Below are 13690 nucleotides of genomic sequence, written 5' to 3'. Positions count from 1 at the left end.
GGAAGCGCCGCTTTACCGGCGATGAACGATCATTCGCCTTCGTCGCGCGGCTTGAAATCGAGCGACGCGCTGTTCATGCAATAGCGCAGGCCGTTGACGCCCGGACCGTCGGGGAAGACATGGCCCAGATGCCCGCCGCAATTCGAACAGCGGACTTCGGTGCGGATCATGCCATGGCTGGTGTCGCGGATTTCATCGACCGCATCGATGTCGACCGGCGCGGTGAAGCTGGGCCAGCCCGATCCGCTGTCATATTTTTCGTCCGCATCGAACAGTTCGGCGCCGCAGCCCGCGCAGAAATAGCGGCCATCGGCCTTGTTGCTGTTATATTTGCCGGTGAAGGCCCGTTCCGTGCCGCCCTCCCGCAGAATATGATATTGTTCGGGGGAAAGGCGCTCGCGCCATTCGGCGTCGGTCAGGTTGAGCTTGTCCATGCCCGGCAATATGGCGGTGGGCGGGCGTGCGATCAAGCGGTTAGCATGATCTGGGTAACGGCGCTCCCGCGGCCGGCGGCAGCGCCCGGGAGAAACCTCTATCGCTCCCGCGCCGCCTGGCGGGCGATGGCGAGCAGTTCGTGCCGGACCATCAGGTCGCCCAGCCCCCTGCCCGACCGGCTGGCGCGCTCCGCCTGGGCGAGCCTGTGGATGACGCGCGCGATGCCGGGCGCGTCCCAGATGCGGACCTGCCGGGTGACGATGCCCTTTTCCTTCCAGAAGACCTGCTTGCCCGCCGCCTCGACCGCGCCTTCCAGCCGGCCGCTGTCATCGAAATCGGTGCGGATATTGGCGAGCAGCATGGCGCGGGCCAGCAGCGGGCGCAGCACCGCCGCCATCGCCGTTCCCGCCTCCGCCAGCCGCCCCAGTTCCCGGTGCATGCCGCGCAGGTCGCCGCCCAGCACGGCATTCACCAGCGGCGCGGCGTCGCTGTCGGGATTGTCGGCGGAAAGGGCGTCCAGCGCCTCCTCCGTCGCTTCGCGCGGGCGGTCCGGCGCGGCGTCGAGATAGAGGACCAGCTTTTCCACCTCCCCGGCCATCAGCGTGCGGTCGCCATTGGCAAGATCGGCGATGCGGCGGCCCAGTTCGGGCGAAAGGCGCAGCCCCCCTTCCCGCGCGATGGCGATGGCGATCTGCTCCGCCTCCCGCGCGTCGGGCTGGTAGGATATGAAGGCCATGGTCTGCTTGTGGTCGAGCGCGAGCTTGAGCAGCTTCGACGTGCCCTTGAGCGCGCCCGCTATGGCGATGACGGGATTGCCCGCCGCCTCCGCCTCCAGCAGGGCGTTGAGGGCGGGCAGCGATTCCTCCCCCATGCCGGTGACGCGAATCCAGCGCTTGTCCCCGAACATGGAGAAGGACGCCGCTTCATCCGCCAGCCGCGCCGGATCGTCGCGCAGAGTCGGTCCGTCCAGGTCGACCCGCTCCGCTTCCGGCCCCATGGCGCGCTCCAGCCGCTTGGCGAGCGCCGTGCTGCCCGCTTCGTCGGGTCCGTAGAGCAGGAAGAAGCGGCAGTCGGCAGGCGGCGCGTCGAGCGCCTTTTCGATCTGGCCGCGATTGGCCTTCAACGGGATTTGTCCCGCGCCGCGAAACGGGCGAGCCGCGCGACGATCTGGTCGGCAATGGTCTGCGACAGGCGTTCCAGGGCGGTGTCTTCCGCCGCGATGGTCGCATATTCGCTGGAGACCACGTCGATGCCGACATCCGATCCGGCGGTATCGTCCAGAATTTGCGCGCCGGTTGCGCCGTCGATAAGCTGATAGCGCGCCCGCAGGGTCCGCCGCTCGCGCGTGACGGCGGCGTCGGAGCGCAGACCGAAGCCGCTGATATTGTCGTCCAGCTTCACCACCAGCTTGTAACCGGGTCCGGTGCCGCTCATCGCCGCCAGCCGGTCGTTCAGCGCATTGCGCACCAGCCAGCCGCCCTTGCCCTCTATCGGCTGCACCTCGACATTGCCCAGCGCCTGCGCGACCGGGCCGTGGCCGCCCCCGCCATAGACCGGGCGCAGGCCGCAGGCGGAGAGGGACAGGGCGACGAAGAGCAATGGCCAGAGCTTCATAAGACCTACCCTTAACCGTTCGCCCTGAGCTTGTCGAAGGGCCGTTCTTCCCCAAAGAGAAGTAAAGAGCTTCGACAGGCTCAGCCCGAACGGATGTTGTCAGATAACCAAATTCACCAGACGATCCGGCACCACGATCACCTTCCTGGGCGTCGCGCCGTCCAGCGTCCGCACCACATTGGGCGCGGCGAGCGCCAGACGTTCCAGCTCGTCCTTGGGGGTGCCCTTGGGAACGGTGATGGTGTCGCGCAGCTTGCCCATCACCTGGCAGGCGATGGTGACTTCATCCTCGACCAGCAATGCCGGATCGACCGCCGGCCAGGCCGCGTCCGCGATCAGACCTTCCTCACCCATGTCGGCCCATGCCTCTTCGGCCAGATGGGGGGTCATGGGCGCGACCAGCAAAGCCAGCGCCCGGATCGCCGCGCTGCGGCTGGCCGAGGGCGTGGCCTTTTCGACTGCATTGGTGAGTTCGTAGATCTTCGCCACCGCCTTGTTGAAGGACAGCGCCTCAATGTCCTTCGCCACGCCGTCGATGGTCTGGTGCAGCTTGCGGTCGAGCGTCTTGTCCTTCCCCTCTGCCGCTTTGTCGGCTTCTCCGAACAGCCGCCACAGGCGGTTGACGAAGCGCCAGGAGCCTTCGATGCCCGCCTCGGTCCAGGGCAGGTCGCGCTCCGGCGGGCTGTCGGACAGCATGAACCAGCGCACCGCGTCCGCGCCATATTGGGCGATGATGTCGTCCGGATCGACGACATTCTTCTTGGACTTGGACATTTTCTCGACGCGGCCGACGGTGACTTCACTGTCGGTCCCGACAAGGAAGCATTTGCCGTCCCGGCGTTCGACCTCAGCGGGCGAAACCCAAATCTCGGCAGCATGCATTTCCGGCTGCGAGCCATCATAATCGGCAGGAACCGGGAGAGGGACAGCCGCCTTGTAGGTCTCATGCGTCACCATGCCCTGGGTGAAGAGGCCGGTGAACGGTTCGGCAAAGCCGATCTGGCCCATATGCCGGAGCGCGCGGGTCCAGAAACGGGCGTAGAGCAGGTGCAGGATCGCATGTTCCACGCCGCCGATATATTGGCCGACGGGCAGCCATTTCTCGACGGTTTCCCGGTCGAACGGCCTGTCCTTGGGCTGGCTGGCGAAGCGGATGAAATACCAGCTTGAATCCGCGAAGGTGTCCAGCGTGTCGGTCTCGCGCCGCGCCGCCTTGCCGCATTTCGGGCAGTCGACATGCTTCCAGGTCGGATGCCGGTCCAGCGGATTGCCGGGAATGTCGAAGCTGACGTCTTCGGGCAGGACCACGGGAAGCTGGTCCTTGGGCACGCCCACGGGGCCGCAATCCTCGCAATGGATGACGGGGATCGGCGTGCCCCAATAGCGCTGGCGCGAGACGCCCCAGTCGCGCAGGCGGAAGACGGTGGTGCCGGTGCCCCAGCCGCCCTCTTCGGCGCGGCGGATGACTTGCGCCTTCGCCTCCTCGACGCCCAGGCCATTGAGGAAGTCGGAATTCACCAGCCTGCCGGGGCCGACATAGGCCTCGTCGCCAATGCCCTTGGCTTCGTCGCCTTCGGCGGCGACGACGCGCTCGACCGGCAGCATATATTTGCGCGCGAAGTCGAGGTCGCGCTGGTCATGGCCCGGAACCGCCATGACGGCGCCGGTGCCATAGTCCATCAGCACGAAGTTCGCGACGAACAAGGGCAGCTTGCGACCGGTGAAGGGGTGGATCACCGACCGGCCGGTGTCATAGCCCTTCTTTTCCTGGGTCTCGATCTCGGCGGCGGCGGTGCCGGTCTGGCGGCATTCCTCCGCGAAGGCGGCGAGCGCCGCATCCTTTTCCGCCAGGGCGAGCGCAATCGGATGATCGGCGGCGACGGCCGCGAAGCTGGCGCCGAAAATCGTGTCGGGGCGGGTGGAGAAGACCTCCAGCTCACCGATTCCGCCGACCGGCGCGTCCAGCCTGAAGCGGAATTGCAGGCCGACCGACTTGCCGATCCAGTTTTCCTGCATCAGCTTCACCTTGTCCGGCCACTGGTCGAGCGTCTTCAGGCCCGCCAGCAGATCGTCCGCGAACTGGGTGATCTTGAGGAACCACTGGGACAGCTTGCGCTTTTCGACCGGTGCGCCGGATCGCCAGCCCCTGCCGTCGATCACCTGCTCGTTCGCCAGCACGGTCATGTCGACAGGGTCCCAGTTGACCGCCGATTCCTTGCGATAGACCAGGCCCGCTTCCAGCATGTCCAGGAACAGCGCCTGTTCATGGCCGTAATAGTCCGGCTCGCAGGTCGCCAGTTCCCGGCTCCAGTCCAGCGCGAAGCCCAGCTTCTTGAGTTGCGCGCGCATCGTCGCGATGTTGGAGCGGGTCCAGGCGCCGGGATGCACCTTCTTCTCCATCGCGGCGTTTTCGGCGGGCATGCCGAATGCGTCCCAGCCCATCGGGTGCAGCACCTCATGCCCGGTCATCCGGCGGAAGCGGGCCAGCACGTCGCCCATCGAATAGTTGCGGACATGGCCGATATGGATGCGCCCGGAGGGATAGGGAAACATCTCCAGCACATAGCTGCGCGGCTTGTCGCTGCTGTCGGACGCCTTGAACGTCTGCTTCTCGTCCCAGACGGCCTGCCAGCGGGCATCGGCCTCAAGCGGGTTGAAGCGCCTTTGCATGGATAATCCTTAACTCAAGTGCCGTTCGGGCCGAGCCTGTCGAAGCCCTGCACTACTCTTCAAGAACATATGGCCCTTCGACAGGCTCAGGGCGAACGGAAATCGACGCCGCGATCAGCCCGCAATCGCCATGCGGCGCAGGTCGCGGGCCTTGGTCAGGATGATCTCTTCCAGTTTCTGCACGGTCGCGGCCTGCACCGGCACGTCGACCCACTGGCCGCCCTGGCTGACCTGGCGGCTGGCGGCGACGCGCAGCGCATCGGCGCGCAGATCCTGGTCGAGGATCGATACGGTCAGCTTCATCCGCTCATTGGGGCTGTTCGGATTGGCGTACCAGTCGGTGACGATCACGCCGCCGTTCGAATCCGTCTGGACCATCGGCATGAAGGACAGGGTGTCGAGGCTGGCGCGCCACAGATAGGCGTTGACGCCGATGGTCGTCACCTTCGATGCGGCGAGGTCCGCCTTCGGGCGGTCCTTGGCGCCGCCCCCGCAGGCGGCGAGCGGCAGAAGTGCAGCCAGCAGCAGACCGGCGGAAAGGCGCGAAGAAAGGCGGCGGACCATCATTATTGTCCCATCAAACGAGTAAACGCCCCGCTTCTATAGAGGACCGGCGGCAATGGGCAAGGGGGACTCCGGGACGGCGCGACGACGACCCGCCGTGCAACCGGGGCGAGTCCTGTGTGTTCCGTGCAACAGCTCCGACAAAAAACCGGTGGCGCTCTACCAATTCCAGAGCCTTGCGTATATGAAGGACCATAGAAAAGTAGTCGGCGGGGAAGAGATTCGGAACATGCGCCTGAAAAGGGGACATATAGCGTTGGCAGGCTCGGCGGTCGCCGTGGCCGGCTTCATGCTGTCCCCTGCCATCGGGGCGGCCACCGACCTTGTCCGCATGCGCGCCGAAACGCCGGTTTCGCTGGGTGCGCTGGGCAGCATCTCCTCCTTCACGCCGACGACCAAGGACCCGCGCCTGGCGGCGGCCTATGCGAAGATCGCCGCGTCCGCGAGTCGCCAGAATTTCCGCTTCACCCCCACCAGCGGGTCGCTGAGCGGTCAGCGCTCGGTCACCGTCATGGTGCGCGCCGCCGACCTGAACGATCGCGTCGCGATCAGCCGGACGCTGGACCCGGTGAGCATCGCGCCCGTCGCCTTCAGCCTGAACAGCGCGCATAACTGGCGCAAGTTCGCCCTGCCCGAAGCGGTGGGCCGCAAGGAACTGGACCCGGTCGCCGTCGAGCCGATGGCGGGCGCCAGGAATTTCTCGCTGGATCAGGGCCGCAAGGACCGTTTCAGCACCAAGGTGCTGATCGAGAGCCGCCGCGAACCGGCCGCGACGATCCGCAACCCCAGCGCGGACAAGGATTATTCGCTGGATCTGGCCAGTTCCTATTCGCTGACGCGCAATCTGAACGTCACCGCGGGCATTCGCTATAATAACAGCTTTGCCGGACGCCTGACGCCGATGACCGACGACCGGCAGGATGCGCAGGCCGTCTATCTGGGCACGATCTTCAAATTCTAAAACGGCTTGAGGAAAGAGGTTGAGCGGCATCATGCCTGCCTCGGCTTCTGTCTTGTCCAGCGTTGGTCCCGTCCAGGCCGAACCATGGTCCGGGGCGGGAGCATGTCCCGCTTCCATCCGGCAGAAAGACCTGAGCGCCCTGTGTCGCCCGGCAACCGGGGGCTTTAGAGCCAATCGACATTCAGCCCTGACGGCCTGCAAATGGCGCTTTTCCGTGCTTCCGGTGCTCACCTACTTTGAGTAGGCTGCGCTCCGGGTCACGGAAAACCACCATTTTACCTTCGGTGGCCTTCGGCTCGGCTCGTCATCTTCTGAATGTCGATTGGCTCTACGGTTCGCCTTGATCGTCCCGCAAGCCGCCGCAGCCGTTCAGCGTTCCCTCGCCAAAGGCCACCGCCACGCGGTCGGACCAGACCGCATCGCTCATGCCGTCGCTGCATGGCCCTTCGGTTACGGTCATTGAAAAGCCCTCGCCCAGGAAACGGACAGCCCGCGGGTCGTCGTTCCGGGATATGGCGTAGCGGACGGGCGCCCTGTCCGGACGCTCCAGCACGGCGGTTGATCCCTTTACCGTCACGGCCCAGAAAGGCTCGGTCCCGATCGCCCGATAACCATCGTCCACAGCATGCTTAACGCCGGGAGAGCTGACCGGCGGGCTCTCCTCCGTCCCACGTGCCTCTGTTCCACGTGGAACCAGTTTCGAAATATTTTCAGGGCCTTGGCCTGGCGCTGGGTCCGGCGTCCCGATCGGTGCGGAGGCGTGAGGCTGCGCGCTATTGGCCGTGGGCATCCCGTCGCCGCCACACCCCGCCAGCGCACACAGGACCAGCGGCAGGAATCGTCTCACGCCTTGCCGACCTCATCCCGCCGGAAGCAATCCACCGCATGATCGTTCACCATCCCGATCGCCTGCATCCATGCATAGACGATGGTGGGGCCCACAAATTTGAAGCCGCGCTTCTTGAGGTCTCGGGAAATCTCTTCCGAAAGGTCGGTTCTGGCCGGGAAGGTCAGGCCATCGTTCCGGATCGGCTCGCCCCCGACGAAATTCCAGACATAGGCGGAGAAATCCTCGCCCCGTTCCCGCATATCGCAGAAAATCCGAGCGCCCCCGATCGTCGCTTCGATCTTCGCCCGCGCCCGGATGATGCCGGGGTCGCCCATCAACCGTTCGACATCGGCCCCGTCGAAGCGCGCAACCTTGTCCGGATCGAACCCCGCAAAGGCGGCGCGGAACGTCTCCCGCTTGCGCAATATGGTGATCCAGCTGAGGCCCGCCTGGAAGCCCTCCAGCATCAGCGTTTCCCAGAGCATCCGCGGATCGCGTTCCGGAACGCCCCATTCGCTGTCATGATAGGCGCAATAAAGCGGGTCCGATCCAGCCCAACCGCAACGGACCCGCTCCATCGGATCAGACGTCCAGATTGGCGACGTTCAGCGCATTGTCCTGGATGAACTCGCGCCGCGGTTCGACCACATCGCCCATCAGCCGCGTGAAAATCTCGTCGGCAACGTCCGCCTGCTCGACCTCCACCCGCAGCATCGAGCGATTATCGGGGTCCAGCGTGGTTTCCCAAAGCTGTTCCGCATTCATCTCGCCAAGGCCCTTGTACCGCTGGATCGCCAGCCCCTTGCGCCCGGCAGCGAGGATCGCCTCCAGCAATTCGCTGGGCCGCGTGACCGCCGTCGAACCCTTGGTCGCGACCGGCAGATCGTCATCCCCCGCCTCCTCGGCGGCGGCCGCCGCCTTGGCCGTGACCAGACGGCTGGCGGTGCGATAGCTGTCCGCCTCCTCGGTTGCGATGGCGTGCAGCTTGCGCGCTTCGGCCGACCCGATGAAGCCCGCCTCGATCATGTGATGGTCGGTGACGCCGCGCCACAGCCGCTCGAAATGGAAGCCGCCCTCCTCCGCGATCCGGCCGGTCCACCTGCCCTCTTCGTCCTGCGCATCCATCCAGCGGACGGTGTTCGTCAACCGCTCGGCCTGCGCCTCATGGCTGAGTTCCGGATCGAGCGCGCCGTTGATCGCCAGCGCTTCGATGATCGCGGGATTGTAGCGGCGCGGCACATAGCGCATCACCGCGCGCATCCGCCGGCCATGCTCGATCAGGTGGCGCAGGTCTTCGCCAGACCGCATGCCCCCGGTCGTTTCCAGCGCCATGGATTCGACGCCATTGTCGACCAGATACTGCTCCAGCGCGGCTTCGTTCTTGAGATAGACCTCCGACCGGCCGCGCGTCGCCTTGTAGAGCGGCGGCTGGGCGATAAAGAGATGCCCCGCCTCGATGATCTGCGGCATCTGGCGGTAGAAGAAGGTCAGCAGCAGCGTGCGGATATGCGCGCCGTCGACGTCGGCGTCGGTCATGATGACGATCTTGTGGTAGCGCAGCTTTTCCAGGTTGAAATCGTCGCGGATGCCGGTGCCCATCGCCTGGATCAGCGTGCCGACTTCCTTGGACGAGAGCATCCGGTCGAAACGGGCGCGCTCTACGTTCAAAATCTTGCCCTTCAGCGGCAGGATCGCCTGATTATGCCGGTTGCGCCCCTGCTTGGCCGAACCGCCGGCCGAATCGCCCTCCACCAGGAAGAGTTCGGATTTGGCGGGATCGCGTTCCTGACAGTCGGCCAGCTTGCCGGGCAGCGAGGCGATGTCCATCACCCCCTTGCGCCGGGTGAGTTCGCGCGCCTTCTTCGCGGCTTCGCGGGCGGCGGCGGCGTCGATCACCTTCTGCACGATCATGCGGCCATGCTGGGGATTTTCCTCCAGCCATTCCGCCATCTTGTCGGCCATCAGGCTTTCCAGCGGCTGACGCACTTCGGAACTGACCAACTTGTCCTTGGTCTGCGAGGAGAATTTGGGATCGGGCAGCTTGACCGACACGATGGCGGTCAGGCCTTCGCGCATATCCTCGCCGGTCAGCGAGACCTTTTCCTTCTTCAACAGGCCGGACTTGTCGGCATAATTGTTGAGCGTCCGGGTCAGCGCAGCGCGGAAGGCGGCAAGGTGGGTGCCGCCGTCCCGCTGCGGGATGTTGTTCGTGAAACAGAGGACATTTTCATAATAGCTGTCGTTCCATTCCAGCGCGACGTCGATGGTGACATCGTCGCGGCTGCCCGAAATCGCGATCGGATCGGGCATCAGCGGCTGCTTGTTGCGGTCCAGCCACTTCACGAAGGCCGCGATGCCGCCTTCGTAAAACAGCTCGATCTCCTTCTTCTCCTCATGCCGCGCATCGATCAGGAACAGCCGCACGCCGGAATTGAGGAAGGCGAGTTCGCGATAGCGATGCTCCAGCTTCTCGAAATCGAATTCGGTGTGGTTCTTGAACGTGCCGCCGTCGCCGGGCACTTTCTCGGTCGAGGGGAGGAAAGTGACCTTCGTCCCTTTCTTGCCCGCGGGCGCGTCCCCGATCACCTTGAGCGGCGCCACGGCGTCGCCATAGGCAAAGCGCATATAATGCTCCTTGCCGTCGCGCCAGATGTTGAGGTCGAGATATTCGCTGAGCGCGTTCACCACGCTGACGCCCACGCCGTGCAGGCCGCCCGACACCTTATAGGCGTTGTCGTCCGACGTGTTCTCGAACTTGCCGCCCGCGTGGAGCTGGGTCATGATGACCTCGGCCGCTGAGACGCCCTCTTCCTTGTGGATGTCGGTGGGGATGCCGCGGCCATTATCCTCCACGCTGACCGATCCGTCGGGATTGAGCGTGATCAGGATGCGGTCGCAATGGCCGGCCAGCGCCTCGTCTATGGCATTGTCGCTGACCTCGAACACCATATGATGCAGGCCGGAACCGTCGTCGGTGTCGCCGATATACATGCCGGGCCGCTTCCGCACGGCATCCAGCCCTTTCAGGACCTTGATGCTGTCGGCGCCATAGGCATTGCTGTTGGGGTTGTTCTGACTTTCCTCGCTCATATCCGAGCATATAGGGAAAAGGGGCAGCAAACTAAAGCGAAACATGGCGGCTATCGCCTGCGCCGGGCAGGGTCTATCAGGCGGCTATGCGCATGATCCTGACCCTGGTCCTGATGCTTGCCGCCTGCTCCAAGAGCAGCGACGTGCTGGAGGAACTGCCCAACAGTTCGCTTGCCGGCGCACCGCGGGAGGAGGTGCCGGAAACCCGCCTGGAATCGCGCCTCGTCCGCCCGGTGACCATTGGGGAGGACGGTCCGCGCCTCGACGCCTGCGGCGCGATGGGCCAGGCGGTGCGCGTAGGCGCCGGAGGAGCGGCGGTCCGGGCCGCGCCCTTTTCGGACGCCGGAGAAGTCGCCCGCATGGCGGAGGGCAGCCGCGCATGGGTCTGCACCCGCAGCCTCGACCAGAAATGGCTGGGCGTCGTTCTGGTCCCCGATCCTCCTGCCGACAATGCCGCGGCCCCGGTGGATTGCGGCGTGTCCGGACCGGTGGATCGCAAGCAGCCCTATGACGGCCCCTGCCCCAGCGGCTGGGTGTCGAGCGCCGCCATCCGGTTGATCGCGGGTTAGGGGGTGCGCCGCCCGCAGGCGGGAGCGGGCGGGCGCGACATCGGCGGTGGTTTGCTGACGGCAAGGCTGGAGGCTGGCTGCGCTCGCCCCTAACCCCTCCCGCAGGCGGGAGGGGAATGCCTTATGACGACCGTCGCCACCCGGCCGCTAAATCCCACCCAGATAATCGATCTTGCTCAGCGGCACCCCCGCCTGCCGCAGCAGCGCATAGGCGGTCGAAACATGAAAATAGAAATTGGGCAGCGCAAAGCCCAGCGCATGGCTGCGTCCGGTAAAGCGGAATTCGCCGCGAGGGCCCTTGAGGATCACTTCCGCATCCTCCCGCCCGTCGATCCGCTCGCGAGGCACGGATTCCAGGAAGGCGATGGTCTTGCCGATCCGTTCTTGCAGGTCGGCAAAGCTCTGCTCCGTATCGGGCATGGCAACCGGATCGAGCCCACCGATGCGTGTCACCGCCCCCTTGGCGCTGTCGCTGGCATATTGCACCTGTCCGGTGAGCGGAGCCATGTCCCCGATCAGGCGCGCCTGCGTCAGCGTCAGTGGATCGATGCCCCTTTCTTCCGCATGGGCGGCGCCCTTCTCCAGAATGGCGGAAAGGTTGCGCAGCCCGCGGATGAAGACGGGAACGGTCAGGTCGTACAGGTCGGTCGCCACCAGGCTCTCCTCATGATCGTGAGGCGCCTAGATATGGCGTGGATCACCACAGTCGATACCCGCGCGAAATAAAAGGACCGGCCGGCGGACTCCATGCCGGCCGGTCAGGGGGCAACCGGATCAGCCAAGCGCGGGGCGTTCGCGCGGGACAATGGTGAAGAAGGGCAAGGCATGGTGCACGATCCACCCGATCGTCGCCGCATAGAGCAGGGTGCCGAGGCCCACCGTGCCGCCCAGCAGCCAGCCGACCGCCAGCACGCCGATCTCGATACCGGTGCGGACCCATTTGACCGGCAATCCGGTCCGGCGGCAGAAGCCCGTCATCAACCCGTCGCGCGGGCCCGGGCCCAACCCCGCGCCGATATAAGCGCCGCCCGCAATGCCGTTGAGGACGATCCCCGCCGCCAACCAGGCGAAGCGCATGGCATAACCCTCCGGCGTGGGCAGGATCATCAGGCTGAGGTCCACCGCCGTGCCGATCACCGCAATGTTGCAGACCGTGCCGATACCGGGCCGCTGACGCAGCGGCCACCAGAGCAACAGCACGATCGCCCCGACCAGATTGACCGTCATGCCGAAACTCAGACCCAGGCGCGGCGCCAATCCCTGGTGCAGCACGTCCCAGGGATCGAGCCCCAGATCGGCGCGCAGCATCAGGGCCATGGAGAAGCCATAAAGGCCAAGACCCCAGAAAAGCTGGAAAAGGCGGCGGTGCATCATCATGGCGGTTGAAATCACCCGAAATGGCCTTTTACAAAATGGCCATTATTGGGTAAGTGGCCTCCTCCCTTTCCGGATTGGAACCTATGGTCATGTCCACTTCCCTGTTGCGGCCGCCTTCCCTGCTTCGCCTGCTGGGCGCCTGGCGCGCCGAAGACAGCGCGGAGCCCGCCTATCGCCAATTGGCGCAGGCGCTGCGGATGCTGGTGCTGGATGGGCGCGTCGGCCTGAACGTCCGCCTGCCCGGGGAACGGGAACTGGCCGCCGCGCTGGGCCTCAGCCGCACGACCATCGCCGCCGCCTTCGACCGGCTGCGCGACGAAGGCTTTCTGGAAAGCCGGCAGGGATCGGGCAGCGTCACCCGCCTGCCGCCCGGCCGGATGGAACAGGCCCTGCCGGAAATCGACATGATCGACGGCGGCAATATCCTGAACTGGACCCATGCCGCATTGCCGGCCGCGCCGGGCGTGGGCCGCGCCTATCAGGTCGCGGTGGAGGCCCTGCCCGCCTTTCTGGGCGAGCTGGGGTACGATCCTTTGGGCCTGCCGCCGCTGCGCCGGGCGATCGCCGCCTATTATGAGCGGCGGGGATGTCCCACCAGTCCGGACCAGATCATCGTCACCAACGGCGCGCAGCAGGGATTTTCGCTGTTGCTCCACTGGCTGGCGGGACCGGGCGACCGGGCGGTGATCGACCATCCCACCTATCACAATGCGATCCAGGCCTTGCAGCGCGCCCATGTCGTGCCGGTGCCTGTCGGCCTGCCCGCGCAGGGATGGGACATCGACGCGATGGAAGCGGCCTTCCGCCAGACCAGTCCGCGCTTCGCCTATATCATCGCGGATTTCCACAATCCGACGGGGCGCAGCATGGACCCGGGCACCCGCCGCGCACTGGTGGCCGCGGCGACGCGCAGCCATATGCCGCTGATCATCGACGAGACCATGGCGGCGATGGGTCTGGACAATATGCCGCCGCCGCCAGTCGCGGTGCATGATCCTTCCGGGCGGCAGGTCATCACCCTGGGTTCGGCCAGCAAGATCTTCTGGGGTGGGCTGCGCGTCGGCTGGATTCGCGCCGATCCGCAGACCGTCGCGGCGCTGGGACGACTGCGCACGACGATGGACATGGCGAGCCCGGTGGTGGAGCAGCTTGCCGTCGCGCATCTGATCGATAGCGACGAAGGGCTTGGCCCGCGGGCGGCGATCCTGCGGGGGCGTCGCGATCATCTGCTGGGGCTGATCGAACGACACCTGCCGCACTGGCGTGCCGAATCCCCTGCCGGCGGCCTGTCGCTCTGGGCGGAACTGCCGCGCGGCGAGGCGACGGCGCTGGCCGCCATTGCCGAGAGTCATGGCGTGCGTGTCGCGCCTGGGCCGCGCTTCGGCGTGAGCGGGGCGTTCGAGCGCTTCCTCCGCCTGCCCTTCACCTTATCGGAGGAGCAACTGACCGCTGGCGTCGAGCGGTTGGCGGAAGCCGATGCGCGGCTTCACGCCCGCATGCCGCGCGGCCGCGATTCCCTGGCGGCGGCGTTGGAGGCGGATCGGTTGATCTGAGCGCTGGCGGATATGGGTCATGAACTGC

13 protein-coding genes are annotated in these 13690 nt (G+C 65.7%); 3 read left to right on the top strand and 10 right to left on the bottom strand.

Annotation, left to right across the window (positions count from 1 at the left end):
- Positions 1-29 precede the first annotated feature (29 nt).
- From msrB to TZ53_RS04660, 5 genes are all read right to left on the bottom strand, one after another.
- A complete protein-coding gene (gene msrB / locus TZ53_RS04680; RefSeq protein ID WP_044662858.1) occupies positions 30-434 on the bottom strand; it encodes a peptide-methionine (R)-S-oxide reductase MsrB in 405 nt (134 codons plus the stop codon).
- Between the two features lie 98 nt (positions 435-532).
- Complete coding sequence (gene holA / locus TZ53_RS04675) at positions 533-1558, bottom strand: DNA polymerase III subunit delta (protein WP_044660596.1); 1026 nt, start codon at positions 1556-1558, stop codon at positions 533-535.
- The gene (gene lptE / locus TZ53_RS04670; protein ID WP_025551884.1) at positions 1555-2049 is read right to left on the bottom strand and encodes an LPS assembly lipoprotein LptE; all 495 of its coding nucleotides are present in this window, start codon (positions 2047-2049) and stop codon (positions 1555-1557) included. The genes holA and lptE overlap by 4 nt, the downstream gene beginning before the upstream one ends.
- Before the next feature lie 99 nt (positions 2050-2148).
- Complete coding sequence (gene leuS / locus TZ53_RS04665) at positions 2149-4719, bottom strand: leucine--tRNA ligase (protein ID WP_044660595.1); 2571 nt, start codon at positions 4717-4719, stop codon at positions 2149-2151.
- Between the two features lie 114 nt (positions 4720-4833).
- On the bottom strand, positions 4834-5283 hold the full coding sequence (locus TZ53_RS04660) for a DUF3576 domain-containing protein (protein ID WP_025160613.1): 450 nt from the start codon (positions 5281-5283) through the stop codon (positions 4834-4836).
- A gap of 229 nt (positions 5284-5512) precedes the next feature.
- On the opposite strand from TZ53_RS04660, the gene TZ53_RS04655 reads away from it, so the two are divergent.
- Positions 5513-6244, top strand: a complete 732-nt coding sequence (locus TZ53_RS04655; RefSeq protein WP_025551889.1) for a hypothetical protein — start codon at positions 5513-5515, stop codon at positions 6242-6244.
- A 328-nt stretch (positions 6245-6572) separates the two neighbouring features.
- On the opposite strand, the gene TZ53_RS04650 is transcribed toward TZ53_RS04655, so the two are convergent.
- Genes TZ53_RS04650 through gyrB form a run of 3 tightly spaced genes read right to left on the bottom strand, consistent with a single transcriptional unit; the run spans position 6573 to position 10163 of the window.
- Entirely contained in the window at positions 6573-7079 is a 507-nt protein-coding gene (locus TZ53_RS04650; RefSeq protein WP_044662857.1) for a COG3650 family protein, read from the bottom strand.
- 8 nt (positions 7080-7087) lie between these two features.
- Complete coding sequence (locus TZ53_RS04645) at positions 7088-7651, bottom strand: DNA-3-methyladenine glycosylase I (protein ID WP_044660594.1); 564 nt, start codon at positions 7649-7651, stop codon at positions 7088-7090.
- Positions 7652-7655: 4 nt separating this feature from the next.
- Positions 7656-10163, bottom strand: coding sequence for a DNA topoisomerase (ATP-hydrolyzing) subunit B (gyrB, locus tag TZ53_RS04640; protein WP_044660593.1), 2508 nt, complete (start codon positions 10161-10163; stop codon positions 7656-7658).
- An 86-nt stretch (positions 10164-10249) separates the two neighbouring features.
- On the opposite strand from gyrB, the gene TZ53_RS04635 reads away from it, so the two are divergent.
- Positions 10250-10732, top strand: a complete 483-nt coding sequence (locus TZ53_RS04635; protein WP_025549637.1) for a hypothetical protein — start codon at positions 10250-10252, stop codon at positions 10730-10732.
- A gap of 147 nt (positions 10733-10879) precedes the next feature.
- On the opposite strand, the gene TZ53_RS04630 is transcribed toward TZ53_RS04635, so the two are convergent.
- Together TZ53_RS04630 and yczE are read right to left on the bottom strand one after the other, a co-directional pair.
- The gene (locus TZ53_RS04630) at positions 10880-11386 is read right to left on the bottom strand and encodes a DUF1993 domain-containing protein (protein WP_044660592.1); all 507 of its coding nucleotides are present in this window, start codon (positions 11384-11386) and stop codon (positions 10880-10882) included.
- 120 nt (positions 11387-11506) lie between these two features.
- Entirely contained in the window at positions 11507-12109 is a 603-nt protein-coding gene (yczE, locus tag TZ53_RS04625) for a membrane protein YczE (RefSeq protein ID WP_025549635.1), read from the bottom strand.
- A gap of 89 nt (positions 12110-12198) precedes the next feature.
- On the opposite strand from yczE, the gene yczR reads away from it, so the two are divergent.
- Positions 12199-13662: a MocR-like transcription factor YczR gene (yczR, locus tag TZ53_RS04620; protein ID WP_044662856.1), complete on the top strand. Its 1464-nt coding sequence runs from the start codon at positions 12199-12201 to the stop codon at positions 13660-13662.
- Positions 13663-13690 lie beyond the last annotated feature (28 nt).

The organism is Sphingobium sp. YBL2 (assembly GCF_000943805.1).
Classification (GTDB): Bacteria; Pseudomonadota; Alphaproteobacteria; order Sphingomonadales; family Sphingomonadaceae; genus Sphingobium; species Sphingobium fuliginis.
This window is presented reverse-complemented; position numbering and strand designations above follow the sequence as displayed.

Coding starts and splice junctions, on each gene's coding strand:
- msrB (WP_044662858.1), bottom strand. CDS start 434: ATGGACAAGCTCAACCTGACCGACGCCGAATGGCGCGAGCGCCTTTCC.
- lptE (WP_025551884.1), bottom strand. CDS start 2,049: ATGAAGCTCTGGCCATTGCTCTTCGTCGCCCTGTCCCTCTCCGCCTGC.
- leuS (WP_044660595.1), bottom strand. CDS start 4,719: ATGCAAAGGCGCTTCAACCCGCTTGAGGCCGATGCCCGCTGGCAGGCC.
- TZ53_RS04660 (WP_025160613.1), bottom strand. CDS start 5,283: ATGGTCCGCCGCCTTTCTTCGCGCCTTTCCGCCGGTCTGCTGCTGGCT.
- TZ53_RS04655 (WP_025551889.1), top strand. CDS start 5,513: ATGCGCCTGAAAAGGGGACATATAGCGTTGGCAGGCTCGGCGGTCGCC.
- TZ53_RS04645 (WP_044660594.1), bottom strand. CDS start 7,651: ATGGAGCGGGTCCGTTGCGGTTGGGCTGGATCGGACCCGCTTTATTGC.
- gyrB (WP_044660593.1), bottom strand. CDS start 10,163: ATGAGCGAGGAAAGTCAGAACAACCCCAACAGCAATGCCTATGGCGCC.
- TZ53_RS04635 (WP_025549637.1), top strand. CDS start 10,250: ATGCGCATGATCCTGACCCTGGTCCTGATGCTTGCCGCCTGCTCCAAG.
- yczE (WP_025549635.1), bottom strand. CDS start 12,109: ATGATGATGCACCGCCGCCTTTTCCAGCTTTTCTGGGGTCTTGGCCTT.
- yczR (WP_044662856.1), top strand. CDS start 12,199: ATGTCCACTTCCCTGTTGCGGCCGCCTTCCCTGCTTCGCCTGCTGGGC.